Origin of the sequence: Variovorax sp. PAMC 28711, assembly GCF_001577265.1 — a bacterium.
In the GTDB taxonomy this organism is placed as follows: Bacteria; Pseudomonadota; Gammaproteobacteria; order Burkholderiales; family Burkholderiaceae_C; genus Variovorax.
This window is the reverse complement of record NZ_CP014517.1, coordinates 88,766-114,657: the sequence shown is the minus strand read 5'-3', so window position 1 is coordinate 114,657 and position 25,892 is coordinate 88,766. Positions and strand designations below refer to the sequence as shown.

General features: G+C 65.5%; 25 protein-coding genes and 3 pseudogenes. 20 read left to right on the top strand and 8 right to left on the bottom strand.

The genetic code is table 11. The annotated features are described in order from the left end of the window. The 4 genes and pseudogenes from AX767_RS00690 (at position 1) to AX767_RS00675 (ending at position 3,375) form a co-directional block, all read left to right on the top strand. Positions 1-1,332, top strand: a pseudogene (locus AX767_RS00690) (adenylosuccinate synthase). Between the two features lie 19 nt (positions 1,333-1,351). Continuing rightward, positions 1,352-1,876: a phosphoribosyltransferase gene (locus AX767_RS00685; protein ID WP_068627908.1), complete on the top strand. Its 525-nt coding sequence runs from the start codon at positions 1,352-1,354 to the stop codon at positions 1,874-1,876. A gap of 31 nt (positions 1,877-1,907) precedes the next feature. Then, positions 1,908-3,101, top strand: a complete 1,194-nt coding sequence (locus tag AX767_RS00680) for a PLP-dependent transferase (protein WP_068627907.1) — start codon at positions 1,908-1,910, stop codon at positions 3,099-3,101. Positions 3,102-3,171: 70 nt separating this feature from the next. Continuing rightward, the gene (locus AX767_RS00675; protein WP_068627906.1) at positions 3,172-3,375 is read left to right on the top strand and encodes a hypothetical protein; all 204 of its coding nucleotides are present in this window, start codon (positions 3,172-3,174) and stop codon (positions 3,373-3,375) included. Between the two features lie 72 nt (positions 3,376-3,447). Here the strand turns inward: AX767_RS00675 and AX767_RS00670 are convergent, their stop codons facing one another. Then, on the bottom strand, positions 3,448-4,083 hold the full coding sequence (locus AX767_RS00670) for an arylesterase (protein ID WP_269465554.1): 636 nt from the start codon (positions 4,081-4,083) through the stop codon (positions 3,448-3,450). Positions 4,084-4,119: 36 nt separating this feature from the next. On the opposite strand from AX767_RS00670, the gene AX767_RS00665 reads away from it, so the two are divergent. The 4 genes from AX767_RS00665 (at position 4,120) to rlmB (ending at position 7,191) form a co-directional block, all read left to right on the top strand. Next, entirely contained in the window at positions 4,120-4,818 is a 699-nt protein-coding gene (locus AX767_RS00665; RefSeq protein WP_068627904.1) for an ABC transporter ATP-binding protein, read from the top strand. Positions 4,819-4,826: 8 nt separating this feature from the next. Next, entirely contained in the window at positions 4,827-5,804 is a 978-nt protein-coding gene (locus tag AX767_RS00660) for a hypothetical protein (protein WP_068627903.1), read from the top strand. 87 nt (positions 5,805-5,891) lie between these two features. Continuing rightward, on the top strand, positions 5,892-6,404 hold the full coding sequence (locus AX767_RS00655; RefSeq protein WP_156480912.1) for a hypothetical protein: 513 nt from the start codon (positions 5,892-5,894) through the stop codon (positions 6,402-6,404). 40 nt (positions 6,405-6,444) lie between these two features. Then, entirely contained in the window at positions 6,445-7,191 is a 747-nt protein-coding gene (gene rlmB / locus AX767_RS00650; protein WP_068627901.1) for a 23S rRNA (guanosine(2251)-2'-O)-methyltransferase RlmB, read from the top strand. A gap of 24 nt (positions 7,192-7,215) precedes the next feature. Here rlmB and AX767_RS00645 read toward each other — a convergent pair whose 3' ends face one another. Then, positions 7,216-8,193: a Bug family tripartite tricarboxylate transporter substrate binding protein gene (locus AX767_RS00645; RefSeq protein WP_068627900.1), complete on the bottom strand. Its 978-nt coding sequence runs from the start codon at positions 8,191-8,193 to the stop codon at positions 7,216-7,218. Between the two features lie 38 nt (positions 8,194-8,231). Next, positions 8,232-8,717 (bottom strand): DUF3237 domain-containing protein, encoded by a 486-nt coding sequence (locus tag AX767_RS00640; protein WP_443082759.1) that lies wholly within the window; start codon positions 8,715-8,717, stop codon positions 8,232-8,234. Between the two features lie 84 nt (positions 8,718-8,801). Here AX767_RS00640 and AX767_RS00635 point away from each other — a divergent pair, with 84 nt between their 5' ends. Further along, positions 8,802-9,584: a helix-turn-helix transcriptional regulator gene (locus AX767_RS00635; protein WP_068633219.1), complete on the top strand. Its 783-nt coding sequence runs from the start codon at positions 8,802-8,804 to the stop codon at positions 9,582-9,584. Positions 9,585-9,590: 6 nt separating this feature from the next. On the opposite strand, the gene AX767_RS00630 is transcribed toward AX767_RS00635, so the two are convergent. From AX767_RS00630 to AX767_RS00620, 3 genes are read right to left on the bottom strand one after another with little or no spacing between them, the layout of a single operon-like run. Further along, a complete protein-coding gene (locus tag AX767_RS00630; protein ID WP_068627898.1) occupies positions 9,591-10,559 on the bottom strand; it encodes an aldo/keto reductase in 969 nt (322 codons plus the stop codon). Positions 10,560-10,579: 20 nt separating this feature from the next. Next, the gene (locus tag AX767_RS00625; protein ID WP_068633217.1) at positions 10,580-11,179 is read right to left on the bottom strand and encodes a chromate transporter; all 600 of its coding nucleotides are present in this window, start codon (positions 11,177-11,179) and stop codon (positions 10,580-10,582) included. Continuing rightward, the gene (locus AX767_RS00620) at positions 11,176-11,763 is read right to left on the bottom strand and encodes a chromate transporter (protein ID WP_068627897.1); all 588 of its coding nucleotides are present in this window, start codon (positions 11,761-11,763) and stop codon (positions 11,176-11,178) included. Before AX767_RS00620 ends, AX767_RS00625 begins: the two co-directional genes overlap by 4 nt. 91 nt (positions 11,764-11,854) lie before the next feature. Here AX767_RS00620 and AX767_RS00615 point away from each other — a divergent pair, with 91 nt between their 5' ends. From AX767_RS00615 to AX767_RS00580, 8 genes and pseudogenes are all read left to right on the top strand, one after another. Next, positions 11,855-12,778 carry a YihY/virulence factor BrkB family protein gene (locus AX767_RS00615; RefSeq protein WP_156480911.1) on the top strand — a complete coding sequence of 308 codons (924 nt, stop codon included), beginning with the start codon at positions 11,855-11,857 and terminating at the stop codon, positions 12,776-12,778. Between the two features lie 95 nt (positions 12,779-12,873). Next, positions 12,874-13,326 (top strand): CHRD domain-containing protein, encoded by a 453-nt coding sequence (locus AX767_RS00610; protein WP_068627896.1) that lies wholly within the window; start codon positions 12,874-12,876, stop codon positions 13,324-13,326. 109 nt (positions 13,327-13,435) lie between these two features. Next, complete coding sequence (locus AX767_RS00605; protein ID WP_082754714.1) at positions 13,436-14,602, top strand: DUF3734 domain-containing protein; 1,167 nt, start codon at positions 13,436-13,438, stop codon at positions 14,600-14,602. Positions 14,603-14,627: 25 nt separating this feature from the next. Next, positions 14,628-15,377, top strand: coding sequence for an acetoacetate decarboxylase (locus AX767_RS00600; protein WP_068627894.1), 750 nt, complete (start codon positions 14,628-14,630; stop codon positions 15,375-15,377). Between the two features lie 36 nt (positions 15,378-15,413). Beyond that, positions 15,414-16,197, top strand: a pseudogene (locus AX767_RS00595) (3-hydroxybutyrate dehydrogenase). A 133-nt stretch (positions 16,198-16,330) separates the two neighbouring features. Next, positions 16,331-17,322 (top strand): annotated as a pseudogene (locus AX767_RS00590) (tripartite tricarboxylate transporter substrate binding protein). A gap of 6 nt (positions 17,323-17,328) precedes the next feature. Next, positions 17,329-17,859: a tripartite tricarboxylate transporter TctB family protein gene (locus tag AX767_RS00585; protein ID WP_237288513.1), complete on the top strand. Its 531-nt coding sequence runs from the start codon at positions 17,329-17,331 to the stop codon at positions 17,857-17,859. Next, entirely contained in the window at positions 17,805-19,304 is a 1,500-nt protein-coding gene (locus AX767_RS00580) for a tripartite tricarboxylate transporter permease (RefSeq protein WP_068627893.1), read from the top strand. The genes AX767_RS00585 and AX767_RS00580 overlap by 55 nt, the downstream gene beginning before the upstream one ends. On the opposite strand, the gene AX767_RS00575 is transcribed toward AX767_RS00580, so the two are convergent. Then, on the bottom strand, positions 19,294-20,244 hold the full coding sequence (locus tag AX767_RS00575) for a bifunctional helix-turn-helix transcriptional regulator/GNAT family N-acetyltransferase (protein WP_068633215.1): 951 nt from the start codon (positions 20,242-20,244) through the stop codon (positions 19,294-19,296). The genes AX767_RS00580 and AX767_RS00575 overlap by 11 nt on opposite strands. 162 nt (positions 20,245-20,406) lie before the next feature. On the opposite strand from AX767_RS00575, the gene AX767_RS00570 reads away from it, so the two are divergent. Continuing rightward, positions 20,407-22,776, top strand: coding sequence for a YgiQ family radical SAM protein (locus tag AX767_RS00570; RefSeq protein ID WP_068627892.1), 2,370 nt, complete (start codon positions 20,407-20,409; stop codon positions 22,774-22,776). Between the two features lie 18 nt (positions 22,777-22,794). Next, positions 22,795-23,685 (top strand): hypothetical protein, encoded by an 891-nt coding sequence (locus AX767_RS00565; protein WP_068627891.1) that lies wholly within the window; start codon positions 22,795-22,797, stop codon positions 23,683-23,685. Between the two features lie 4 nt (positions 23,686-23,689). Here the strand turns inward: AX767_RS00565 and AX767_RS00560 are convergent, their stop codons facing one another. Continuing rightward, on the bottom strand, positions 23,690-24,901 hold the full coding sequence (locus AX767_RS00560) for an MFS transporter (RefSeq protein ID WP_068633213.1): 1,212 nt from the start codon (positions 24,899-24,901) through the stop codon (positions 23,690-23,692). Positions 24,902-25,157: 256 nt separating this feature from the next. Here AX767_RS00560 and AX767_RS00555 point away from each other — a divergent pair, with 256 nt between their 5' ends. After that, positions 25,158-25,883 (top strand): Crp/Fnr family transcriptional regulator, encoded by a 726-nt coding sequence (locus tag AX767_RS00555; RefSeq protein ID WP_068627890.1) that lies wholly within the window; start codon positions 25,158-25,160, stop codon positions 25,881-25,883. Positions 25,884-25,892 lie beyond the last annotated feature (9 nt).

Below are 25,892 nucleotides of genomic sequence, written 5' to 3'. Positions count from 1 at the left end.
ATGAGCGTGACTACCGGAAGAAACGTCGTCGTCGTCGGTACCCAATGGGGCGACGAAGGCAAGGGCAAGCTGGTCGATTGGCTGACGGAGAGCGCGCAGGGCGTGGTCCGCTTCCAGGGCGGCCACAACGCGGGCCACACGCTCGTGATCAACGGCGTGAAGACCGCGCTGCACCTGATTCCGAGCGGCATCATGCGGCCCGGCGTGAAGTGCTACATCGGCAACGGGGTGGTGCTGTCGGCGGCCAAGCTCTTCGAGGAAATCGAGGGGCTCGAGAAAGCGGGCGTCGAAGTGCGTTCGCGGTTGCGCATCAGCGAGGCCTGCCCGCTGATCCTGCCGTTCCACGCCGCGCTCGACATTGCGCGCGAGAACTACCGCGAAAAGGGTGGCGTCGAGAAGATCGGCACCACCGGCCGCGGCATCGGCCCGGCGTACGAAGACAAGATCGCCCGCCGCGCATTGCGCGTGCAGGACCTGAAGCACCCGGACCGTTTCGCGCAGAAGCTGCGCGTGTTGCTCGATCTGCACAACCATGTTCTGACGCAGGTGCTGAGCGCGCCAGCGATCGATTTCGACATGGTCTTCGACGAAGCCATGCGCCACGCCGAGCTGCTCAAGCCGATGATGGCCGACGTCTCGCGCGAGCTCAACGACGCGCATCGCAATGGTGCCAACCTGCTGTTCGAAGGCGCGCAGGGCACCTTGCTCGACGTCGACCACGGGACCTATCCGTACGTGACCTCCAGCAACTGCGTGGCCGGCAATGCCGCCGCCGGTTCGGGCGTGGGCCGGGCATGCTGCACTACATCCTCGGCATCACGAAGGCGTACTGCACCCGCGTCGGCGGCGGCCCGTTCCCCACCGAACTCGACTGGGAAACGCCGGGCACCCCCGGCTACCACCTGAGCACCGTGGGCGCCGAGAAGGGCGTGACCACCGGGCGCAGCCGCCGCTGCGGCTGGTTCGACGCCGCACTGCTCAAGCGCTCGGCGCAGGTCAACGGGCTCTCGGGCCTGTGCATCACCAAGCTGGACGTGCTCGACGGCCTGGAGACGCTGGAGCTTTGCACCGGCTACGAACTCGATGGCGAGGTCACCGACATCCTGCCGATGGGTGCCGACGAGATCGAGCGCGTGCACGCCAATCTACGAGTCGCTCGAAGGCTGGACCGAAAGCACCGTCGGCGTGACGCACTACGACAAGCTGCCGATCAACGCACGGCTCTACCTGCAGCGTATCGAGCAGATCACCGGCGTGCCGATTCACATGGTGTCGACCAGCCCGGACCGTGATCACACGATCATGATGCGTCATCCCTACCTCGCCGACTGAAACCGAAGGAACCCACGCCATGTTGACTGAAGACGGCAAGCACCTCTACGTGAGCTACGACGAATACAACAACCTGGTCGAGAAGCTCGCGATCAAGGTGCACCAGTCCGACTGGGAATTCGACACCATCCTGTGCCTGGCGCGCGGCGGCATGCGGCCGGGCGACGTGCTCTCGCGCATTTTCAACAAGCCGCTCGCGATCATGTCGACCAGCTCCTATCGCGCGGAGGCCGGCACGGTGCAGGGCCACCTCGACATCGCGCACTACATCACGACGCCGCAGGGCGAGATCGCCGGCAAGGTGCTGCTGGTCGACGATCTCGCGGATTCGGGGCACACGCTGCATGCGGTGGTCGACCTGCTCAAGCGCAAGTACACGCCGATCACCGAACTGCGCAGCGCGGTGATCTGGCGCAAGGGCCTCTCGACGTTCGAGCCGGACTATTCGGTCGAGTTCTTGCCGACCAACCCGTGGATTCACCAACCCTTCGAGAGCTACGACTCGATGGGTCCCGACAAGCTTTTGGCCAAATGGTCGGTGTGAGCACCGTCGACCCCGTCACCGCAGTCGCCGCATGACCAAGCCGTCCACCGACCTCATCCACCACCCCTACACGCCGCCCGCCAACTTCGCGGCGCCGCAACCCGGCATCTACAAGGCGTCGACCGTGTTCTTCGCCGACGTCGCCGCGATGCGTGCGCGCGACTGGAAGACCAAGGCCGGCTACACCTATGGCCTGCACGGCACGCCCACCACATTCACGTTGGAAGAGCGCCTGGCCACGCTCGAGGGCGGGAGCGCAGCGCTGCTGGTGCCGAGTGGACTCGCGGCCATCTCGCTGGTGTCGTTCGCCTTTTTGAAGGCCGGCGACGAGGTGCTGATTCCCGACAACGCCTACGGCCCGAACAAGGCGCTGGCAACCGGCGAGCTGGCCAATTTCGGCATCACGCACCGGCTCTACGACGCGATGAATCCAGCCGACCTCGCCGCGAAGATTTCTGACCGCACCCGGCTCGTGTGGGTCGAGGCGGCTGGCTCCGTCACGATGGAGTTTCCGGATCTTCCCGAACTGGTCGCGGTCTGCCGTGCGCGCAACGTGCTCACCGCGCTCGACAACACCTGGGGTGCCGGGCTGGCATTCGCGCCCTTCGATTTCAACGGCACGGGGCAGGGCGTCGACATCTCGGCGCACGCGCTCACCAAGTACCCGAGCGGCGGCGGCGATGTGCTCATGGGCAGCGTCATCACGCGCGACGCTCGGCTGCACCACGCACTCAAGCTCACGCACATGCGCATGGGTTGGGGCGTCGGCGTGGGGGACGTTGAGACGCTGCTCCGCTCGCTGCCAAGCATCGGACTGCGCTACGCCGCGCACGACCGCGCGGCGCGCGAGCTCGCGCGCTGGTTCGAAAGCCGCGACGAGATCGCGCAGGTGCTCCATCCCGCGCTGGAGAGCTCGCCGGGTCATGAACACTGGCGCGCGCTGTGCGGTGCGAGCGATCTGGCCGCCGGCCTGTTCTCGGTCGTGTTCGACGACCGCTACAGCACGGAGCAGGTCGATCGTTTCTGCGACAGCCTGCAACTGTTCCGCCTCGGTTATTCGTGGGGTGGACCGATCAGCCTGGTCGTGCCCTACGACATCGGCCTGATGCGCGACCAGAGCGTTGCACGCTGGCCGCACAAGGGCACACTGGTGCGCTTTTCGGTCGGTCTCGAAGACGTCGCCGACCTCCAGGCCGACCTCGCGCGAGCCCTCGGCCGACTCTGATCGCGCCGGGTTATCGCTTACAGTCGACAGCATCGCAGTCACCTGGACTGTTACGCCCCAAGGAGACGCAGTGGCAACACCGAATTACGGCTACGAGAAACGCCAAAAAGAACTGGCCAAGAAAAAGAAGAAAGAAGAAAAACTGCGCGAGAAGGCTTACCGCAAGGTAACGCCTGGCAGTGAAGGCCTGATGCCAGGCGACCCGGAGTCCGACGTGGCCTCGCTCGAGCGCGATGCGCCGGTGGCGCCCCAGCTGCCGACCAAAGACGCCTGACACCCGACCCCGCGAAAAAGCCGCCGTCTGCATTGCTGCAGGCGGCGGCTTTTTCGTGGTCCACCGTGATCGCTACTTCAGCAGCAGCTTCTTGAGTTCCGGCCAGATGTTGTCGAGGATGCGCGGGTGCGCCGCGGCCACCGGGTGAATGCGATCGGCCTGGAACATCGTCGCGGCATCGGGCCCGTCGGCCACGTTCCGGAGCATGAAGGGCACCACCGGCACCTTGCTCAGCGTGCCGATGCTCGAAAACACTTTCGAGAAGCTGTTGAGATACGCCATGCCGTAGTTCGGTGGCACCTGGATGCCGACCAGCAGCACCTTGGCGTTCACCAGTTTCGCCGCGTTGACGATCGCAGCCAGGTTGTCCTGCGTCTGCGCCACCGGCAAGCCGCGCAGTGCATCGTTGGCGCCCAGCTCGATCACCACGAGGTCAGGCTTGCTCTGCTTCAACAACGCTTCGATGCGCGAGCGGCCGCCGGCGCTGGTTTCACCGCTGATGCTGGCGTTCACGACGCGTGCGGCGATCTTCTGCTCGGCGAGTCGCTTTTCCAGCAACGCGACCCAGCCTTCGCCGCGCTTCAGCCCGTATTCGGCGCTCAGCGAATCGCCCACCACGAGCACGGTTTGCGAGGAGGCGGCGGGCGACTTCTGGGCAATGGCCTGCGTGCCAGCAAGGCCCGCTGCGCCGGCGATGGCGGCGCTCAAGATAAAGTCACGACGATTCAAAACGCAAAGCCTTTCATGTCCTCATCTGTTCCCGCTGAAATTGTTGCTGTCGACCATGTTTTCAAGTCTGTCACCGACTCGGCCGGCACGCTGGACATTCTGCAGGACATCGCTTTCACCCTTGGTGCGAGGGAGACTGCGGCCATCGTCGGTGCTTCGGGTTCCGGCAAGAGCACCTTGCTGTCGATCATTGCGGGCCTCGACACGCCGACCCGTGGCACCGTGCGCCTGGCGGGCCAGGACCTGTTCGCGATCAGCGAGGACGATCGGGCCGCGCTGCGTGCCCAGAAAGTCGGCTTCGTGTTCCAGAGCTTCCAATTGCTCGGCAACCTGAGCGCACTCGAGAACGTCATGCTGCCGCTCGAACTGGCCAACCGCAAGGACGCGCGCAAGGCGGCCACCGAGATGCTCGGGCGCGTCGGGCTCGGGCAGCGGCTTGGTCACTATCCCAAGGTGCTGTCGGGCGGTGAACAGCAACGCGTGGCGCTGGCCCGGGCCTTCGTGGTGCAGCCGGCGCTGCTGCTGGCGGATGAGCCCACCGGCAGCCTCGACTTCGCGACCGGCGAGCAGGTGATGAAGCTGATGTTCGACCTCAACCGGGAACTGGGCACCACGCTGGTGCTGGTCACGCATGACCGCGGCATCGCGGCGCAGTGCGAGCGTCGCATCACGATCGAAGCCGGCCGCGTCGCTTCGGACGAGAAGACCGCCTGAGGCCGGGCTTGATCGTTCCCGCGTATTGGGCCGAAGGCCGCATCCAGGCAGACATCGCCGGCCAGCAGGTCACCGTGCGTCGCTTCGGCTGGTCTGACGACAGCCCCATCGCCGCGCAGGCGCATGCCGACCAGCGCACACAGAAAGCCTTCGACCGCATCGCCGTCGGTGACACGCTCGATCGGCGCGAACGCAAGCGCGCCTACAACGGCGCCGACGGCGTGCCGATCCGCGAAGAAATCATCGAGCGCCACGGCGAGACCGTCATCACCCGCAACAGCTATGGCGCGCGCTGCCTCAACACGCCCGACGTGCTGTTCATGGATGTCGATTTCGACACGCCGATGCGCGGCGGCGTGCTGGGCTTCGCGATCGGACCGGCGCTCATCGCCGGACTGCTCGGGGGATGGACGGGCAAGACCTGGATCGGCGGGTTGATCGCAGCTGCGGTGGTGTTCGTGCTTGCCTACGGCATCGGCCAGAAGAAGAAGCGCGGCGAGAGCGATGGCAATCCGCTCCCCGAGAAGCGTGCCGCCAAGCGCATCGGCGTGTTCCTGCAGCAGCATCCCGACTGGCATTTGCGCGTGTACCGGACGCCGGCGGGCTTTCGCCTGCTCGCGATGCACCGGACCTTCGCGCCGAACGATCCCGAGGTGGCGGAGTGTTTTGAGCAGATCGGCGTCGACACGGTGTACGCCCGCATGTGCCGCAACCAAAACTGCTTTCGCGCGCGGCTGACCGCCAAACCCTGGCGCATCGGCATCGGCGACCCTCTCAGGCCGCGACCGGGCGTGTGGCCGGTGTCTCCCGATCGCTTGCCTGCGCGCGACGCCTGGGTGGCCCGTTACGAGGCCGCTGCGGAAGGACACGCCGCTTGCCAGTTCCTGGAATCCGCTGGCAGCAAAGTCGTCCATCCCGCGGCCGAGGCGGTTCGCAGCGTCCATGACGCGTTGAGCCGGGCAGAAAGCGAATTGCCACTCGCGTGATTCGTCACCCCATGAGTGAGTGAGTTTTGTCACAATTAGTGAATAATCATTTCTGAATGTGTCGGAAATGCGGGCTTCAGCCGGACAATGGCCGCTGCAGTCACGCTGCATCGCCGGAGTCTTTCCGTCATGGCGGTGGAAGGGAAGCAAAACGAGATGGCCGACACGACACCTCCGCAATTCGAGTCCAGGGCTGACGAGCAGCTGTACACGCTGACGACGCACACGCTGCAATTGCTCACCATGATGGAAGTGGTGCACGTGTCGATGGCACAGGACGCGACCTATCTCGCTGACGCGACTGCGGCGCTGGAGGCCTATTCGGGCGTCACGCGCAACACGGGTATGCCGGTCGCGCTCGACCCCGGCGGCCGGAGTCGGGATAGCCTGCAACAGATCATCGACAAGTCGCAGGTGCTCTACCGTTCGTCACTGCACATGACGAAGAATTCGGCCACCGATCTTTCTTCGGTTCACGGTCTCATCGCGCGGTCGCTCAATCGGCTGGTCTCGATTTGTCAGCGCCTGCTGGAAGCGCTGAACCGGCACGAACAACCGTTCGAGCAGGGCAACGGAGCGTCGCGGCAGGCTTCTGCCTGAGCGCTGCAGACCGCGAGGCCGGGGCCTCGATAATCCCCGCATGTCTTCTCCCAAAGTGATTTTCGGCTTCCATGCCGTCGGCGTGCGCATCAAGACCGCGCCGAATTCCGTGCTCGAGGTGATGTTCGACGTGAGCCGACGCGACGCACGCATGAAGCAGTTCATCGCCCGCGCGCAGGATGCCGGGGTGCGTCTGGTCGAGGCCGATGCGCTGCGCATCGCCAAGCTGGCGGGCAGCCACGGACACCAGGGCGTCGCTGCTCGCGTCGAACCCATGGCGCAAACCCATTCGCTCGACGAGCTGCTCGAAGGACTCGAAGCCACCGGCACCGTGCCGCTGCTTCTGGTGCTCGATGGCGTGACCGATCCGCACAACCTCGGCGCCTGCCTGCGCGTGGCCGATGGTGCCGGCGCCCACGCGGTGATCGCGCCGAAGGACCATGCCGCCGGCATCAACGCCACCGTGGCCAAGGTGGCCAGCGGTGCTGCCGAGACGGTGCCGTATTTCATGGTGACCAACCTGGCGCGCACGCTGGGCGAACTCAAGGAGCGCGAGATCTGGTGCGTTGGCACCAGCGACGACGCGCCCGGCACGCTCTACCAGAGCGACCTGAAACGTCCGCTCGCCCTGGTCCTCGGCGCCGAAGGCGAGGGCATGCGCCAGCTCACCCGCAAGACCTGCGACGAGTTGATCAGCATCCCGATGGCGGGCGCCGTGGAAAGCCTCAACGTGTCCGTCGCCAGCGGCATTTGCCTCTACGAAGCCATGCGCCAGCGCATCGGCTGAGTTCAGCGGCAGCTGAAATTTTTTTCAGTCTGCCTTGAAGCCGGTGGCGGCAACGGCCTTGCCCCAGGTGACCGTGTCCGCCGCGATGATGCGGCCGAAGTCGGCGGCGTTGGTGCCGGTGACGGTGAAGCCGGCGTCTTCCATCTTCGCCTTGCCTTCGGGCGACTTCACGGCCTTCTGGATGTCGGCGCTCAGCTTGGCGACGATCTCGGGCGGTGTCCTGGCCGGTGCCACGATGCCGAACCACGAATTGAAGACCAGCCCCGGGTAGCCCTGTTCCTTGAACGTCGGCACATCCGGCAGCGCCGGACTGCGCGCGGCACCGCTCGAAGCGAGCGCCACCAGCTTGCCCGCCTTCACGTTGGGCGCAGACAGCCCGACGCTGGCGAACACGCCGGCCACGTCACCGCCGAACAGCCCGCCGAGCGCGTCGCCGGTGCTCTTGTAGTGCACCGGGTCCGCCTTCTGGCCGATGGCGTCCGCGAACATGTAGGCGCCGAAATGGCCCGGCGTGCCGGCACCGAAGGTCGCCATAAAGAGGCCCTTCTGCTGCTGCGTCCAGGTGGCGAAATCCTTCACCGTCTTGGCCTGCACTTTCTGCGGGTTGACCAGCAGCATGAAGTCCGAAGTCACGACTTGGCTCACCGGCAAGAAGTCCTTTGCAGGGTCATACGGCAGCTTGGTGTAGCTGCTTGGGGCGATCGAGAGCTGCCCGGTTTCGCCGAGCATCAGGGTGTAGCCGTCGGGCGCTGCGCGCGCCGCCTCGGACGCGGCGATGAGTCCGCCGGCGCCCGGCTTGTTGTCCACGATGACACCCATGTTGCCCCAGCCTTCGGACAGCTTCTGTGCCAGCAGGCGCGCGACGATGTCGGGCCCGGTGCCCGCCGGGAAGCCGACGATGATGCGCACAGGATGGTTGGGGTAGGGCGCGGTTTGCGCCACCGCGACGGTGACCGTTCCGAAGCCAGCGATGAACAATGCGGTGATCAATGGGGATCGCATGGAAGTCTCCTTGTTTTTGGGTGAAAAGGGGTGCGAAGTCAGAGCAAGGCGAAGAAACGCATCAACACCGCCGCGGGCTGCCGCACGCCGGAGCCGACGAACATGCGCTCGCCGATCCAGCGCATTGCGGGCGACGCGGTCTCGAAGCGCGGCGTGCAGCGAAAGTAGATGTGCGACGGGTCGACCGCATCGCCGCGCAGCAGCGCCGCCATGGCCTCGGGCGGCGCAGCACGCACGGCGTGGTTCTGCACATAGATCAAGTCGCCGGCGTCGGTCTCCAGACCGTAGCGGGCGTCGAGCTCCGACAGCGTGTCGCTCACGATGAGCTGGAAGTCGCTGCCGCCCGGCAGCACACGCGCCGTCCATCCATCACCTCGCGCGGTGCCGCCGGTGATCGGTACCACGCGGCGCATGCCACGCGAGGTCTGCGACAGCAATTGAGGCGCGCCGACTTCCACGTGCAGATCGGCGAAACGGGCGAGGGTGGGCGCGGCGAGCGGATCGGAGCCGGGGGCTGGAGACATCATCCAGCTAGCGTAATTCCGGTGGCGAGGCGGCCTGTCATCCCGGAAGATGACGCGCAAACCCGAACCCCGATGAGAACCTGGATGCCGCCCGATCCCGCCACCGACAGTGCGAATGCGCTGGCCGGCCTGGTGGCCGACGCCGTGCCGGCGCTGGGCGACCCCGGCTTCGGCGCGGCGCTTCTGCAGTCGCTGCGCGCCGCGCTGCCGGTGAGTTCACTGTCGGTCTACCGCATCGGCGTGCGTCCCGCGATCTGCTTCAGCGCGAGCCTCGGCGTGCCCGACACCACGCGCGAATGCTGGAACGCCTACGCGTCAGGCCCCATCCTGGTCGACCGCACGCTGCGCACGGGTGGGGAGGGCGCTGCGGCCAACCGCACGCCGCTCCGGCTATGCCACATCACCGCGCTCGAAGTGCCGCCTGAACACCGTGCCCGCGTGTATGAAGCGCATGGCGTAGCCGAACGCGTTTCGGTGGTGTGCGAGGAACAGGGCGACACCTTGTTTGCCGTGAACCTCTATCGACATGTCCACGCACGCCCGTTGACGGACAACCAGCTCGCCGACTTCGGCCGGCTCGGCGCGGCACTGATGGCGCTGGCCCGGAAGCACGTGTCGCTGTCACCGGCGGCGGGCAATGCCTCCGAACGATTGCTCGCGCTGTGCCCTGAACTCAGCGGGCGTGAACTGGAGGTGTGCGGACGCCTGCTGAAAGGCATGACGCAGGAGGGCATCGCGGCCGATCTGGGCCTGTCACTCCCGACCGTGAAGACCTATCGCAATCGCGCGTTCGGTCGGCTGGGCATCCACTTTCGCAGTGAGCTGTTCGCGCTGATGCTCGGCAAGGAAACACCAGGGCCGATGTGATTTCGATCAGGGCGTGGCGCTGGCCTCGGCGCTGGCGGCGTCGAGTGCGGCAATGGTGGCGGCATCGAGCTTCAGCCGCGTCGCGGCGACGAGTTCGTCGAGTTGCTGCATCGAGGTGGCACTGGCGATCGGCGCCGTGATCGCCGGGCGCGCCATCTGCCACGCGAGCGCGATCTGGCCGGGCGTCGCGCCGAGTGGCCCGGCGGCGGCGTCGAGCGCGTCGAGGATGCGCAGGCCGCGGTCGTTCAGGTACTTCTTGGTCGTGTTCGCGCCGCGCGGGCTTTTGCCGACGTCCGCCTGGCTGCGGTACTTGCCGGTCAGGAAGCCGGCCGCCAGTGCGTAGAAGTTGATCACGCCGACACCGCGCGCCAGGCACAGCGGCTCCAGCGCGTCTTCGAACACCGCGCGGTCGCAGAGGTTGTAGAGCGGCTGCAGGCTTTCGTAGCGCGGCAGGCCGAGCTTCTCGGACACGTCGAGCGCTTCGGCCAGGCGCGGCGCCGTGTAGTTGGAGGCGCCGATGGCGCGCACCTTGCCGGCCTTGATCAGGTCCGCGAAGGTGCCCAACGAATCTTCGAGCGGCGTATTCGCGTCGTCGTCGTGCGATTGGTAGAGATCGATGTGGTCGGTCTTGAGCCGCCTGAGCGATGCATCGACGGCCTCGCGGATGTACGCCGGCGACAGGCCGACCTTGCCGTCGCCCATCGGCTTACCGACCTTGGTCGCGAGCACGATGCGGTTGCGCTTGCCGGTTTGCTTGAGCCACTTGCCGATGATCGTTTCCGACTCGCCGCCGGTGTGGCCGGGCACCCAGGCCGAATAGACGTCCGCCGTGTCCACGAAGTTGAAGCCGGCATCGACCCACGCGTCGAGCAGACGAAACGACAGCGCCTCGTCGACTGTCCAGCCGAACACGTTGCCGCCGAAGGCGAGGGGAGAGACCTGGAGGCCGGAGCGGCCGAGCGCGCGAAGTTCCATTTGGATTCCTTTGGGTGGTTTCAGACGAAGCCCATGGCGCCCAGCGCGGCACCCGCGCCGAGCAGCCAGAGCAGATGGATGCGGGTGCGCCACACGACGAGCGCGGCGACCCCGGTGATGAGCCAGACATGCCACGCCGGCGCGACGCCGACATGGTTGCTGCTGGCGAGCACCCAGCCGGTCGCGACCAGCAGGCCGACCACCACGGGTGCCATGCCCTGCTTGAACGCGCGCACTTCGCGCCGCGTGCGGTTGCGGTGGCCCCAGCGCGTGGCGAAGTAGGTGAGCGTGGTGCTCGGCAGCATGATGCCGACCATCGTGACCACGAGCCCGAACAGGCCGAGCAGCCAGGCATGCAGCCCGCCGCCGATGCCGCCGCCCGCGTTGAGGCCGACGTTCCAGCCCATCAGCGCCACGAACAGCACGTTGGGCCCGGGCGCGGCCTGCGCGATGGCGACCGACGAATTGAGCTGCGCCGCCGTGAGCCAGTGGTGCTCGTCGACCAGGTAGCGGTGCATGTCGGGCACGGTGGTGATGGCGCCGCTGATCGACAGCAGCGACAGCAGCATGTACTGCCCGAAGAGCGCGAGCCAGTCGTGCCATTGCATCGTGATGCTCATGCCGGGATCTTCTTCCAGGTCCACGCGCAGGCCGCGCCGCCAATGATCAGCAGCACCCAGCCCAGCGGCACCTGCAACAGCGCGATCAGCGCGAACACGGTGACCATGAACGCCAGCGCCACGCCGAAGCCGAGCGGGTGCTTGCGAAGCTGCGGGATCAGCTTGATGCCGGTCGCGGCGATCAGCCCGCCGGACACCGCACCCATGCCGCGCAGCGCGCCCGCCACCTGCGGATTGCCGGCGTAGTGCGCATAGAGGACGGCCAGCACGAGGATCACGACGAGCGGCACCGCCAGCATGCCCGCCACGGCGGCCATCGCGCCGCGCAGGCCGAAGTAGCGGTCGCCGATCATCAACGCGAGGTTGATGACGTTCGGCCCGGGCATCACCTGCGCGACGGCCCAGTCTTCGAGGAACTCGTCGGGCGTGAGCCACTTCTTTTTTTCGACCATCTCGCGCTGCACGATGGCCAGCACGCCGCCGAATCCCTGCAAGGCCAGCCAGGTGAACGAGACGAACAGGTCGCGCGGGGACAGAGGTTGCGGGCGGGCGGTGAACCGCGCGGCGGGAGAGGGCGTTTGCATCGCCGGCGATTATCGATCTGCCGCGCGGCATCTTCAGCCGACGGGTTTTGCGCTGACATCGCAGACAACCCGCGGCTGCGACACTCGCTGCATGACTGCACGTGAACTCTTCAATCTTTGCAGGGACGCCTTCGATTCCTGGACCAACGACTACGCCTCCAGCATGGGCGCCGCGTTGGCGTACTACACCGTGTTCTCAGTCGCGCCGCTGCTGCTGATCGTGATTTCGGTGGCGGGGCTGGTGTTCGGGCAGGAGGCGGCACGGGGCGAAATCTTTGCACAACTGTCCGGACTCATGGGCGCCCAGGGTGCGTTGGCGGTGCAGGGCATGCTGGAAGCGGTCAACAAGCCGACCGAGGGGATCATCGCCACGGTCATCGGCATCGCCTTGCTGGTGGTCGGCGCCACCACGGTGTTCGGCGAGTTGCAGAACGCCATGGACCGCATCTGGCGCGCACCAGCGCGCCACACGGCGGGAGGCGTCGTCGGATTGTTGCGGGTGCGCCTGCTGTCGTTCAGCATGATCATGGGCATTGGTTTCCTGCTGATGGTTTCGCTGGTCGCCAGTGCGGCCATCGCGGCGTTCGGTAAATGGTGGGCGCCGGTCTTCGGCGGCTGGGAAATGCTGGCGCAGGGCGTGAACTTCGTCTTCAGCTTTGCGATGGTCACCGTGATCTTCGCGATGATCTACAAGCTCATGCCGCGGGTGAAGGTCGAGTGGCGCGACGTGTGGGTCGGCGCTGGCGTCACGGCGCTGCTGTTCACCGTCGGCAAACACCTGATCGGCCTCTATATCGGCAAGAGCAGCGTGGCTTCCGGCTACGGTGCCGCGGGTTCGCTGGTCGTCGTGCTGGTGTGGGTGTATTACTCCGCGCAGATCTTCTTGCTGGGAGCGGAGTTCACCTGGGTGTATGCCCACACGATGGGCTCGCTCAAGGGCCAGGTACGGCCGGGCAGCGAAGCGGCCATCGCCGAGGCGGCGGTGCTGTCGCGTGCCGACACGCCAGGCGGTTGATGCCGCGAACGCAAGTCGCGCTGCCGGCCGACAGCCTCGCCGATGCCTGTTGCTTATGCTGGAGCGCTTCAAACAACCATTCAGGAGACACGAACATGAACCGATACAGCACCCTTTTGCGCGCCACCCTCGTCGCCGGTGTGAGCACCGCCGCACTCGTCGGTTGCGGGATGATGGGCACGAACTCGAACACCGTCCGCTTCAGCGGCGCCATGAACGCCGCCAGCGAAGTGCCGCCGAACATGACGCGTGGCAGCGGCATGGCCGAAGCCTCGCTCGACAAGACCACCAATGTCATCAAATACAAGATCACCTACAGCGGCCTGAGCGGACCGGCCACGATGGCCCATTTCCACGGTCCGGCCGTGGCAGGCGCCAATGCCGGTGTCATGGTGCCGTTCCAGAGCCCGGCCAGTCCGATAGAGGGCCAGGCGACGCTCACCGGCGCTCAGGCTGCCGATCTGATGGCCGGCAAGTGGTACGCCAACATCCACACGGCTGCGAATCCGGGCGGCGAGATCCGTGGACAAATGCTGCCGAAGATGTGATGCGCCGCCCCGCTGTCGGCCTTTAGTCAGGGTCGGCGGTGTCCAATGGGGCATGAGCAAAGCAAAGCCCCCGACCTCTTCGACTCCAAGGCCGCCTCGCGGGGCTGACATGAATGCCGCTACCAAGGCACTCGTTCTTCAGGGCGGGGGCGCGCTCGGCTCCTATCAGGGTGGCGTGTTCGAGGCGATGTTCGAGCGGTATCAGTCGCTTGATTGGGTGGCGGGGGTGTCGATTGGCGCGATCAACGCCGCCATCATCGCGGGCAATGCTCCCGCCCAACGGGTGGCACAGCTCAAGGGGTTCTGGAATCTCTTATCGTCCGCGCCGGGCCAGCAATTGCCTTCGACTTTTGGCGAGCGCACCCTCCTCAATCAATGGAGTGCAAACGCGGCCATCCTGTTCGGCATTCCGGGCTTTTTCATGCCGAGGGTCAGTCCGGCGCTCCTGATGGGCGGCGCCGCGCCGGTGCTCAGCTATTGCGACACGGCCGCGTTGAAGCCGACCCTCGAGCGCTTCGTCGACTTCGACCGCATCAATACGAGGGGTGCCATGCGGCTGAGCGTGGGTGCAGTGAACGTGCGCACGGGCAACTCGATCTACTTCGACAACACGATGCACAAGATCGGCCCCGAACACATCATGGCCAGTGGCGCCTTGCCACCTGGCTTTCCGCCCGTGCACATCGATGGCGAGGATTACTGGGATGGCGGGATCGTCTCGAACACGCCACTGCAGTACGTGCTGGACGTGCATCCGCGCACCCAGCCACTGGTGGTGCTGCAGGTCGACCTGTTCAGTGCGCGCGGTGCGATGCCGCAAACGCTGTCCGAAGTGTCGCAGCGGCAGAAGGACATCACCTATTCGAGCCGCACCCGCATGAATACCGATGCGGTGTCCGCCAACGTGAACCTGCAACAGGCGCTGGCCGACCTCATCAAGAAATTGCCGCCGGCCCTGCGCAACGACAAGAGCGTGAAGGCGCTGAGCGCGCAGATGACGCACCAGCCGATCGACATCGTCCACCTGATCTATCGCAACAAGCCCTACGAGCTCGACTCGAAAGACTATGAGTTCTCCCGCGCCACCGTGATCGAACACTGGGAGGCCGGTTCGCGCGACATGCGCAACACACTGGCCCATCCCGAGTGGCTGGCAACCACGACGGCCAACGGCGTCACCACCTTTGACCTGACCGAGCCCGACGCCTTACGGGTGCACGGCCCGGCGCTGGACACGCGTTCTGGCACGGCCCATGGAACGCGCGCCAGCGGGTGATCGATTTTCCGGGAGCACGCACGCAATGAACATCGCAGACGTCAAACGCACGGCTTTCGCCATGCCCCTCACCAGCCCCGCGTTTCCGCCGGGGCCGTACCGCTTCATGCGTCGCGAATTCATGATCGTCACGTACCGCACCGACATGGACGCCTTGCGCGCCGTGGTGCCGGAGCCGCTCGAAGTGGTCGAGCCGCTGGTCAAGTACGAGTTCATCCGAATGCCCGATTCCACTGGCTTCGGCGACTACACCGAGTCCGGCCAGGTGATTCCGGTCCAGCTGCGCACCGACAAGGGCGTGGAGCAGGGCGCCTATGTGCACGCCATGTACCTCAACGACCACCCGCCGATTGCCGGTGGCCGCGAGCTGTGGGGCTTTCCGAAGAAGCTGGCGTCACCGGTGCTCGACTACGAAACCGACGTGGTGGTCGGCACGCTCGACTACGGCAAGCTGCGCGTGGCAAAGGCGACGATGGGCTTCAAGCACCGCGCACTCGAGCCGGGCCCGATCCTGGCCGGCATCGCGCAGCCGAACTTCCTGCTGAAGATCATTCCGCATGTGGACGGCACGACCCGCATCTGCGAGCTGGTGCGCTATCACATGGTCGACGTCACGCTGCACGGCGCGTGGACCGGCCCGGCGTCGCTCGAACTGCACCCGCACGCATTGGCGCCGGTGGCCGATTTGCCGGTGCTCAAGATAGAGTCCGCCGTGCACTTCATCGCAGACATGACGCTCGCGCTCGGCACTGTCGAGCACGACTATCTCGCCTGACCGGCGTCACCGCTTTTTTCATCTGAAGGGAATCTCATGCAACTCACGGAAAAAGTCGCTTTCATCACCGGTGCGGCCAGTGGCATCGGCAAGGAAATTGCCATCGTGTTCGCCAAGGCGGGCGCGAAGATCGTCATCGCCGACCTCAACAAGGCGGCCGCCGACGCCACGGCGCAAGAACTGAAGGCCACCGGTGCCCAGGCCATCGGCGTCGGGATGGACGTGACCGACGAAGACCAGGTGAACGCAGCCGTCGAGGAGGCTGCAGCGGCTTTCGGCGGCATTGACATCCTGGTCAGCAATGCCGGCATCCAGATCGTGCATCCCGTCGAGGAATTCACTTTCTCCGATTGGAAGAAGATGCTGGCGATCCACCTCGATGGCGCGTTCCTCACGACCAGGGCCTGCCTGAAGCACATGTACGCACAAGGCCGTGGCGGCAGCGTGATCTACATGGGTTCGGTGCACTCCAAGGAAGCATCGGTGCTGAAGGCGCCCTACGTGACCGCCAAGCACGGCCTGATCGGCCTGTGCAAGACCGTCGCCAAGGAAGGGGCCAAGCACGGTGTGCGCGCCAACGTGATCTGCCCCGGTTTCGTGCGCACACCGCTGGTCGAAAAGCAGATTCCCGAACAGGCGAAGACGCTCGGCATCACCGAAGAGCAGGTCATCAAGAACGTGATGCTCAAGGAAAACAGTCGATGGCGAATTCACCACCACGGACGACGTTGCGCAGGTCGCACTGATGTTCGCGGGTTTTCCGACGAACGCGCTGACCGGCCAGTCGCTCGTCGTGAGCCACGGCTGGTTCATGCAGTAAAGCCAAACTGAACACACCCCGACCGAAGCAAGCGGTGGAACGCCCTAGTGTCCCGGGAGGGCGAAGCGTGAGAAAAGCACGTTCGCCCTATTCAATCGTCATGACAATGACTTCCGCCCAGGAGACAAATCCCATGCGCGTTCGCTCACGCCGTTCCGTCGTCGTTGCTATTTCCGGCCTGCTCGCCGGCTTCATGGGTGTAGCAGTCACCCTGCCAGCCGCCGCACAGGGTTATCCGGCGCGGCCCATCACGCTGATCGTGCCCTGGGGTGCGGGGGGTGGCACCGACGCCACCGCGCGCATCATCGCGGCCTGCTCGAAAAGGAAGTGGGTCAACCGGTGACGGTGGTGAACCGCACGGGCGGCAGCGGCGTCGTGGGTCACGCGGCGATTGCGTCTGCGGCACCGGATGGCTACACCATCGGCCTGGCCACGGTCGAGATCGGCATGATGCACTGGCAGGGGCTGACCGAGTTGACCGGCGCCTCGTACACGCCGCTCGGACTCGTCAATGCAGACCCGGCGGGGGTGCAGGTGCGCGCCGATGCGCCTTACAAGACGGTGAATGACCTGCTCGCCGCCGTGAAGGCCAACCCCGGCAAGTTCAAGGCCTCGGGCACCGGTCAGGGTGGCATCTGGCACCTGGCGATCGCCGGCTTGCTGCGCGACCAGAAGATCGATCCGGCCTCCGTGCCATGGGTACCCAGCAACGGCGCGGCGCCCGGTCTGCAGGACATGGTGGCGGGCGGCGTGGAGATCTCGCCGGTGTCGCTGCCCGAGGCGCGTTCGCTGATCGACGCGGGCAAGGTCAAGAGCCTCGCGATCATGAGCGACAAGCCATCGGCGCTGTACCCGAATATTCCGACGCTCAAAGCGGCCACCGGCAGCGACTGGACCATGGCTGCATGGCGCGGCATCGTCGCCCCCAAGGGCATTCCCGCAGACGTGCGCGACAAACTGGCGGCCGCCATTCAAAAGGTCGCCGCCAGCAAGGAGTACACCGACTTCATGGGCTCGCGTGGCTATGGGGTGGTGTACGCGGGTGCCGATGACTTCGGAAAGTACATGGCCAAGTCCGACGCCGAGCTCGGTGCGACGATGAAGGCCGTGGGCATCGCCAAGTAGCTCGCGATGAAGATCAACGACGCCGTCTTCGGACTGCTCCTGCTGGTGCTCGGCGCCGTAGTGCTGGCCGTGGTGCAGAGCTACCCGAAGATTCCGGGCCAGCAAGTGGGCCCCGCGCTGTTCCCAGGCCTGATCGCCGCCGGTCTCTGCCTGTGCGGCGCGATGCTGGTGCTCAAAGGTTGGCGCGAGCGGCGCGAACAGCCCTGGTTGTGCTTCGGTGACTGGGTTCGGTCGCCCCGGCACGTGCTGGCGCTCGCGCTCGTCGTGTTCGGCGTGGTGTTCTACATCCTGGCAGCCAACACGCTGGGTTTCCTGATCGTCTCGATCACGATCCTCACGGCGCTGATGTGGTCGTTGCAGGTGCGGCCGGCGGTGGCACTGCTGGTGGCCGTCGTTGCCACGCTCGTGATCTATACGCTTTTCTACAAGCTGCTGCGGGTGCCTCTGCCCTGGGCATCCTCACACCTTACGCCTGGTAGTCCATGTCTTCTGCTCTGGTGCAAGCTTTCTCGATGGTGTTCCAGCCGTACACGCTGATGGTGATGGTGATCGCCTCGCTCTACGGTCTTTTCGTCGGTGCAGTGCCCGGTCTGTCGGCGACGATGGCGGTGGCGCTTCTGGTGCCGATCACTTTCTTCATGGAGCCGATTCCCGCCATCGCCGCGATGGTCACCGCCACAGCGATGGCCATCTTCTCCGGCGATATTCCGGGCTGCCTGCTGCGCATTCCGGGAACACCGGCCTCGGCGGCCTATACCGACGAGGCGTTCGCCATGACCCGCAAGGGCATGGCCGAAACCGCGCTGGGCGCCGGTCTGGTGTTCTCTGCGGTGGGTGGCCTGTTCGGCACCGTGGTGCTGATCGTCGCCGCACCGATGCTGGCCGATTTCGCGCTCAATTTCAGTTCGTTCGAGTACTTCTGGCTCGTGCTGCTGGGACTGACCTGCGCTGTCTTCATCACGTCCGACCGACCCCTGAAGGGCCTGGTCACGCTGTTGCTCGGGCTGATGGTTGCTTGCGTCGGACTCGGCAATCCGGCAGGCTTTCCTCGCTTCACGTTCGGCAACACCGAGATGACCGGCGGCATCGGCATGATCCCGATGATGATCGGCATGTTCGCCATCTCCGAGGTGATCCGCTATGCCGTCGACACGCTGCCTCCGGCTGAATTGGTGATCGACAAGATTGGCGGTGTGCTCAAGGGGCAATGGGCGCTGGCGAAGAAATACCCGGTTCAGATCCTGCGCGGCAGCGTGCTGGGCACGGCGGTAGGCGCTTTGCCCGGTGCGGGCGCCGACATCGCGGCGTGGATGTCGTACGCAATGAGCAAGAAATTCTCGAAGGAGCCCGAGAAGTTCGGTACCGGCCACGTGGAAGGCATCGTGGAGTCGGGCTCGGCCAACAACAGCGCGCTCGCAGGGGCCTGGATTCCGGCCCTGGTCTTCGGCATTCCCGGCGATTCGATCACGGCCATCGTGATCGGCGTGCTCTACATGAAGAACCTGAATCCCGGGCCCACGCTCTTCACGACCAACCCGCAGAACATCTATGCGGTGTTCCTGCTGTTCATCATGGCGAACATCATCATGATTCCGCTCGGCGTCCTGTGCATCAAGGTGTCCAAGCGCATCCTGAAGGTGCCGCGCAACGTATTGATGCCGTTGATCATGCTGTTCTGCATCGTTGGCGCGTTTGCCATCAACAACTCGCTGTTCGACATCGGCGTGATGCTGGTCGCCGGCATCGTGGCCTACGTGCTGGAAGAGAACAAATTCCCGATCGCGCCTGCCATCCTGGGCGTGGTGCTCGGCGGCATGCTGGAGGAGAACTTCATCACGTCGATGATCAAGTCGGACGGCAGTTTGATGGGGTTCGTTTCCCGACCGATCGCCGCCACGCTGGCGGCCGTGTCGGTGCTGATATGGGTTGTGCCGCTGCTGCGCCCGCTGTGGCGAAGACCTGCCGCCCGCCCTACAACTTGAGCGACCACGTCTCACCCACCAACTGCTGGCCGAAGCCCTCGTAGGGCGCGGACTTGACGAGCTTGAAACCCCGCCTGGCGTAGATGCCTCGCGCGGCGGTCAGGCAGCTGTGGGTCCACAGGACCATCTTCCTGTAGCCCCTGGCGCGCGCAAAGGCGATGCACTCGTCGGTCAACCGTGCGCCGAGGCCATGGCCCCGGGCTTGCGGCGTGAGCAACAGCATGCGCAGCCGCGCTGTGGTTGACGATTGGCGCACCACGAAAATCGCGCCTACGCGCTCGCCGTCGAGTTCGGCGATCCAGCACTTCTCCCATTGGGGCTGGAACTTGCGCACGAAGCCCGCCGCAATGCCTGCCACAAGGGCTTCGAATTCGAGATCCCACCCGTACTCGCGCGCGTAGATCTCGCCGTGCTGCTGCACGACCCATCCCAGGTCGCCGGGCAGTGGATCACGCAGCGTGAGGTTGCGCGCTGACACGCCTGTCGCAGACGTCTCGAGCAGCGATTCGATGCGGACCATCGCGTCGACCACCTGTTGTTGCTGTGCCGCACCGAGCGGGGCGAGCAGGGCCGCTGCTTCTTCGCGGGATTTCTGTTGCAGTGGCGCGAAGGCAGCGTGTCCGGCCTGTGTCAGCGTCAGCAGGTTTTGCCGCGCATCGTCCGGATTGGGAGTGCGCTCCAGCCAGCCTGCGGCCTCGAAGCGCTTGAGGATGCGGCTGGTGTAGCCCGCGTCGAGGCCGAGGTCCCGCATCAGATCGCGTGCGACCGGCCCCTGGCGATGCGCCAGTTCATACAGCACCCGCGCGTCGGTGAGCGTCAGATTGCTTCCGAGGTACGGGTCGAGCACCCCGATGCGACGTGTGAAGAAGCGATTGAAGCGCCGGATCGCCTTGATGGCGTGGGCTGGCACGCTCGGGCGCGCGGCAACTGTGTTGTGCATGCGCCCGATTTTCATAGAAAATTTGACTGAGTCAACTAAATGCGACCTTGTGCCTGGCAGGGCACTCGGCCAGGGGGCGACAAAAAGCAGCTCGCCATTTACAATCATTGGTTGCCCTTCGCGGGCCCACGGGCCGTGGTCGGCCCTCCAAACCATCCCTTGATGAACGCCCCCGTCGACGTCTCCTTCTTCCAACGCGCCGCCAAGCCGCTCACCAGCTACCGCAAATACTGGGCGGCACGCTTCGGCAAGGCCAGATTTCTGCCGACCACACGCAAGGAAATGGATGCGCTGGGCTGGGACAGCTGCGATGTGATCGTGGTCACCGGCGACGCGTATGTCGACCACCCGAGTTTCGGCATGTCCGTGATCGGCCGAATGCTCGAGGCGCAGGGCTTTCGCGTCGGGATCATCGCGCAGCCCGACTGGCAAAGCGCCGAGCCCTTCAAGGCGCTCGGCAAACCGAACCTGTTCTTCGGCGTCACGTCGGGGAACATGGATTCGATGATCAACCGCTACACGGCCGATCGAAAAATCCGCAGCGACGACGCCTATACGCCTGGCGACATCGGCGGCAAGCGGCCTGACCGCGCGGCCATCGTGTACTCGCAACGTTGCAAGGAAGCCTGGAACGACGTGCCGATCGTGCTCGGCGGCATCGAAGGATCGCTGCGCCGCATTGCCCACTACGACTACTGGTCGGACAAAGTGCGCCGCTCGGTCGTGGTCGATTCGAAGTGCGACCTGCTGCTGTACGGCAACGCCGAACGCGCGATCGTCGAGATTGCGCATCGCCTCGCCGCGCGCGAGCCGGTGCAGGACATCACCGATGTGCGCGGCACCGCGTACGTGCGACGCGACACACCGGACGGCTGGTTCGAGATCAATTCAACCAGCGTCGACGAACCCGGCCGCGTCGAGGCGCACGTCAACCCGTACCTGATGGTGTCCGAGCAGGCCAAGGCCAACGGCGCCACCTGCGCGAAAGAGGACGAAGCCGAAGCGGTCGCGCAGGCTGCGCAGTCGGCGGGCGGTGCCAACCCGAGCATCAAGCCGCTCACCTTCATGCCGAACCCGGCACTGGTGTCGCGCGCGAAGATTTCGGTGCCGCCGCGCGATCGTTCAGTGATCCGCCTGCCGTCGTACGAGCAAGTGCGTGCCGATCCGGTGCTCTATGCCCACGCCAACCGCGTGCTGCATCTCGAGACGAACCCCGGCAACGCGCGCGCACTGGTGCAGGCGCACGGCGAAGGAACGACCGCACGCGATGTGTGGATCAACCCGCCGCCGATCCCGCTGACCACGGCCGAGATGGACTTCGTGTTCGACCTGCCGTACGCCCGCAGCCCGCATCCGAGCTACGCGGACGAAAAGGGCGGCCACGACGGCGTGACGAAGATCCCCGCCTGGGAAATGATCCGCTTCAGCGTGAACATCATGCGGGGCTGCTTCGGCGGCTGCACCTTCTGCTCGATCACCGAGCACGAGGGCCGCATCATCCAGAGCCGCTCCGAAGAATCGATCATCAAGGAAGTGGAAGCGATTCGCGACTCCGTCAGCGGCTTCACCGGCACCATCTCCGACCTCGGCGGGCCGACCGCCAACATGTACCGGCTCGGCTGCAAGTCGCCCGAGATCGAAGCGGCCTGCCGCAAGCCCAGCTGCGTGTACCCGGGGATCTGCTCGAACCTTGGCACCAACCACGATCCGCTCATCAAAATTTACCGCCGGGCGCGCGCGCTCAAGGGGATCAAGAAGATCTTGATCGGTTCCGGGCTGCGCTACGACCTCGCCGTGCAATCGCCCGAGTACGTGAAAGAGCTGGTGCAGCACCACGTCGGCGGCTACCTCAAGATCGCGCCCGAGCACACCGAGCAGGGTCCTCTCACCAAGATGATGAAGCCGGGTATCGGCAGCTACGACAAGTTCAAGCAGCTGTTCGAAAAGTTCTCGGCCGAGGCCGGCAAAAAGCAATACCTCATCCCGTACTTCATCGCGGCGCATCCGGGCACCAGCGACGAGGACATGATGAATCTCGCGATCTGGCTCAAGAAGAACGGCTTTCGCGCCGACCAGGTGCAGACCTTCTATCCGTCGCCGATGGCTACCGCGACGACGATGTACCACACCAACCGCAACCCGCTGCGCAAGATCACGCGCGAGAGCGAGACGGTCGACATCGTGCGTGGTGACAAGCGCCGTCGCCTGCACAAGGCGTTCCTGCGCTACCACGATGCCAACAACTGGCCCGTGCTGCGCGAAGCCCTCAAGTCGATGGGCCGTGCCGACCTGATCGGCAACGGCAAGCACCACCTCATTCCGACCTGGCAGCCGCTCACGGATGGCAGCTACACCAGCGCGCGCAAGAAGAACTCGAGCGCATCGGTCGAGACGGTGAAGGCGACGCCCAAAAACACCGTCACCAAAGGGCGCATGCTGACCCAGCACACCGGCCTGCCGCCGCGCGACAACGGCTCGGCGCGCGGCAAGCCGGTGGGCCCGGTGCGCGGCGTGATTCGCAAACCGCGCTGAGCGCGGGTATCGTGCGGCATGACCAAGCTGCCGCACACATCGAGGTTCTGGCTGGGCGCCGTGCTCTGGGCTGCGGCCTTTTGCGCGGCGGCCGCGCCGCAGGAGGCCAGCACTGCGCAGGCACTGCTCGCAGCTCACCATCGCATGGCGGAGAGTCTGGCCCGCAGTCCCTTCGGGCGGCCGCTGCTGCTCGACTCGGCTGAAACGCCCGATGGTCTGACTGGTGACATCTACGCGGTGGTCGACCGTCCACTGGCCGACATCGCGGGTGCGCTCGGCACCTCGGCCCGCTGGTGCGAGATGCTCTTGCTCCACATCAACAATCGCCGTTGCAGCGTCGCGAAGGCGCCGTCGGGTGCTGACGTGCTGACGCTGAGCGTCGTGCGCCGCTACGACAAACCCGTGGACAGTGCCTTCGAACTTCCCTTCGTGTATCGCGTCGTGGACACGGGCAACTCGCATCTCGCGATGGACCTTTCGGCTGTCGAAGGGCCGCTCGGCACCCGTGCCTACCGCGTCATGCTGGAAGCGGTGGCACTGGATGAGCGACGCAGCTTCGTGCACTTTCGCTACAGCTACGAGCACAACACCATGGCACGTTTGGCGACCCAGGCCTACCTCGCCACCTTCGGCAGTCACAAGGTCGGTTTCACGGTGCTGGGCCAGGGCAGCGATCGCGAGCCCGAGCACATCCGGGGCACGCGCGGGCTGGTCGAGCGCAATGCGATGCGCTACTTCCTGACGCTCGACGCCTACCTCGCCGCGCCGGGAGCCGGGCAGGGCGAGCAGCGGCGAAACGCATGGTTCCAGTCCATCGAGAAGTACCCCGTGCAGTTGCACGAAGTCGATCTCGCGACCTACCTGACGCTGAAGCGCGAAGACCGCCAGCGCGACGGCACGGGTGACTGAGCTCTCAGGCTGCCACGGGCGTGGCCGTGCGGATCGCTCGCCGCACGCGCATCAGCAGGAACACCGCGATCGACATGTTCAGCAGGTTCCACGCGATGCCGTTGATGAACGCCGCGTGGTAGCTGCCGGTGAGGTCGAACACCTTGCCCGACATCCAGCCGCCCAACGCCATGCCAAGCAGCGTGCAGCCGATGACGGTGCCCACGCGCGCGCTCGCTTCGGCTGGCGGAAAGTGCTCCCGCACGATGATCGCGTACGAGGGTACGAGGCCGCCCTGGAACAGCCCGAACAATGCGGACACCACGAAGAGTGGCACCATGCCGTCGAACGGCAGGAACATCAGGAGCGCGACGCACTGCAGCACCGAGCCGAGCAGCAGCGTGCGCAGGCCGCCGATGCGGTCGCAGATCGCGCCGGAGATCAGCCGGCTCACGATGCCGCAGGCGAGCATCAGCGACAGCATCTGCGCGCCGCGCGCCGCGCCGAAACCGAGGTCGGTGCAGTAGGCGACGATGTGCACCTGTGGCATCGCCATCGCCACGCAGCAGGCGGTGCCCGCCACGCACAACAGCCCCTGCGCAACACCCAAGCTCAGGCCGAACGGTCGCATTGAAGCGGCCACTGCCGCACGACCCGATGCCGTGGTCGGCGCAGCCGCCATCGCGACCGCCGGGGGCCGTGCGCGCATGAACAAGGCGAGGCCGGCCATCGCCAGCCCGCATACCACCCCGAGGCCGACGTAGGTCGCGCGCCACCCTTCCACTTCGACGAAGCGCTGCACGATCGGCGGCCACACCGCCCCGGCCAGGTAGTTGCCACTGGCGCACACCGCGACCGCCATGCCGCGCCGCTTCACGAACCACAGCGAGGTGTCGGCCACGAGCGGTGCGAACACCGCGCCACTGCCCAGCCCGATGAGCAGGGCCTGCACCAGCGAGAACGTGAGGATGCTGCCCGCGAAGCTGGAGGCGATGTACCCCGTGCCCACGCACACGGCACCGAGCAGCAGGGGCCACATCACGCCGTAGCGGTCGGCCAGCTTGCCCATCACCACGCCGCCGAGGCCAAAGCCGATCATCAGCATCGTGTAGGGCAGCGAGGCTTCAGCGCGTGCCACGCCGAAGTCGGCCTGCACCGCCGGCAACACGACCGAGACGACATACATGCCGCTGCTGCCCACCGTCATGATGAGCAGCGTGACAAGGAGGCGCAGCATCGCGTAGCGCGAGTCGGGTTGGTTCCCGCCAATCGGCGGGTGAAGCGCCTGATGCGAGGATTTTTTCACGGTCGACACGCTGACTTGCCCATACATCGAATGGATTTCTCTGGAGGTTGACTATTCATTCAGTATCGTAACTATGATCGGCAGAGGGGAGTGGTGCCGACAAGCCAAACCATATTTGGCGCGGAGTTGCTATCGAAGTCTGGTGCCTTCAAGGTGCGCGAGTTTGAAGCGCGAGCAAAGGAGTGCGATGACCACCAACCCGCCAGACGCAGATTCGCTTGCGCTCATGCGCAACGCCATTGCAAATTCAAAGTTGTTCGCCCGGTGGACGCCCGATCAGATCGCAAAGCTCGCGCGCAGCGCCAGCTTCCGGCGGTACCGGCGCGGCAACGTCGTTCCGACGGGCAGCGGCGCCGATCGACAGGCGTTGCTCACCGTCTCGGGTCTTCTCGAAATCAGCCAGACGACCTCGGGCGGACGGCGCTTCGTGATGGGCATCGTGGGCGGCGGGGAGGTGGCCGGGCTCATTCGCCTCTTCGGCAATCCGGTCGTCGAGTATGGCTACGTGGCGCGCGACAACGCGGCCGTCATTCACTTGCCCTGCGCCGAATTGATGGCGCTGCTCGATACCGACCCGGTCTACTGGCGCGACCTCGCGCGCGTCGTGCTGCAGCGCAAGGTCGACGCGGTGGCCGCGGTGCTCGACCAGGTCGTGATCGGCGGCGCCGACTACCGCATCGCTGCCACCTTGCAGCGGCTCGGCAAGCTGTTCGGCGTGCATGCGCCGCAGGGCACGCGGCTCAAGTTGCGTCTGTCGCAAGACGACCTGGCCGACATGCTGTGCGTCTCGCGGCAAACGGTGAACAAGGAACTGCGCCGGCTGGAAGAAATGGGTGTGATCCTCTGCGCCTACAACACGGTCACCATTCTCGACAGCGACGCGCTGCACAGGATCGTTTCGACTGGACTGTGAAGCGCGGCG